General features: G+C 65.8%; 1 protein-coding gene. It reads right to left on the reverse strand.

Annotated elements, in window-relative coordinates:
- The coding region (locus tag A5791_RS08390) for an HNH endonuclease signature motif containing protein (protein WP_067233888.1) at positions 1-1,352 on the reverse strand (1,352 nt) is incomplete at its 3' end.
- Positions 1,353-1,411: the final 59 nt, after the last annotated feature.

Below are 1,411 nucleotides of genomic sequence, written 5' to 3' on the forward strand. Positions count from 1 at the left end.
TCGTCGTCGTCGTTGTGTAGGAATCGTTCTGGGTGGTGGAACGCGTTGGTTCTGGGCTGTCCCTGGTCTAGGTGTGGGGGTGGGGTCCATTCGGTGTCGCCGTGTGTGTTGGTGCGGGTGGTCCAGCCTTTTTCGACGAGGCGGTTGTCGGGGCCGCAGGCCAGGGTGAGGTCGGTGATGTCGGTGCGCCGGGTGGTGGTCCAGCCGCTGACGTGGTGGGCCTGGCTGTGGTACGCGGGCGCGTCGCAGCCAGGTTTGCTACAGCCGCGGTCCTTGGCGTAGAGCATGATTCGTTGTGCCGGTGAGGCGAAGCGCTTGGTGTGATACAGCGCCAGGGGTTTGGCGTCGTGAAATATCGCCAGGTAGTGATTCGCGTGGCTGGCCAGCCGGATGACATCGGACATCGGCAGCTGTGCACCGCCGCCGGTGAAGCCTTTGCCGAGGGCGGCATGCAGATCCTGCAGCCTGGCGGTGACGACCATCGTCACCGGCAGCCCGTTGTGCTGGCCCAGCTCCCCGGAGGCCAACAGGGCTCGCAGGCCGGCCAGCAGCCCGTCGTGATTGCGTTGAGCTTGGGTTCGGGTGTCGCGCTTGACCGCGTCCTGATCGGGTGTGGCGTCGATGACCGGGGTGTGGTCCTGCGGGTTGCAGGCGCCGGGGGCACCCAGTTTGGCCAGCACAGGTTCAACAGTGGCCCGGGCTTCGGGGGTCAGATAGCCGCTTAGGCGTGACATGCCGTCGTATTGCTGCTTGCCCAGGGTGATGCCGCGTGTGCGGGCGCGTTCCTGGTCGTCGAGTTCGCCGTCGGGGTTGAGCCAGTCCATGACTCGTTGGGCGTAGCGGGCCAACTCGTCGGGCCGATACCCGCGGGCTTTGGCGGCCAGGTCGGCGTCGGCGGCTTCGCGGGTGGGTAGGTCCACTTCGGTGGGCAGGTGGGCGAAGAAACTGCGGATCACCTTGACGTGTCCGTCACCGATCATGCCGTAGCGTTGGGCGGTCGCGGTCGCGTTCAGCTGCGGGGCCAGCGGCTCGCCGGTCAGCGCCCGACGTTGGCCGAGGTCTTCGGCTTCGTGGATGCGTCGGGCGGCTTCGGCTTTGGTGATGTGTAACCGGTTGGCCAGTGCGGTGGGCAGCGTGTCGCCGAGTTCTTCCTCGCCGGCTTGGGCGCCGACTTGGTTGATCAGCGTGTGTTGGGGAGCGCGCAGTTGGCGGGTGACGCGTTCCAGGCGCTCCAAGGCCCGTAGCCGTTCCGGGGTGGTCAGCGCGTCAAAGGACAACTCGCACAGGCGTTCCGCGTCGGATTCGAGCGCGTCGAACACTTCGACGATCTCTTCACGACTGCTCGAACCCATGCCCAGAATCTTATGGAGACCCACTGACAAGAATTGCCGCGATGTGACCACTGAAGCTA

Origin of the sequence: Mycobacterium sp. 852002-51163_SCH5372311 (genome assembly GCF_001667115.1) — a bacterium.
GTDB lineage: Bacteria > Actinomycetota > Actinomycetes > Mycobacteriales > Mycobacteriaceae > Mycobacterium.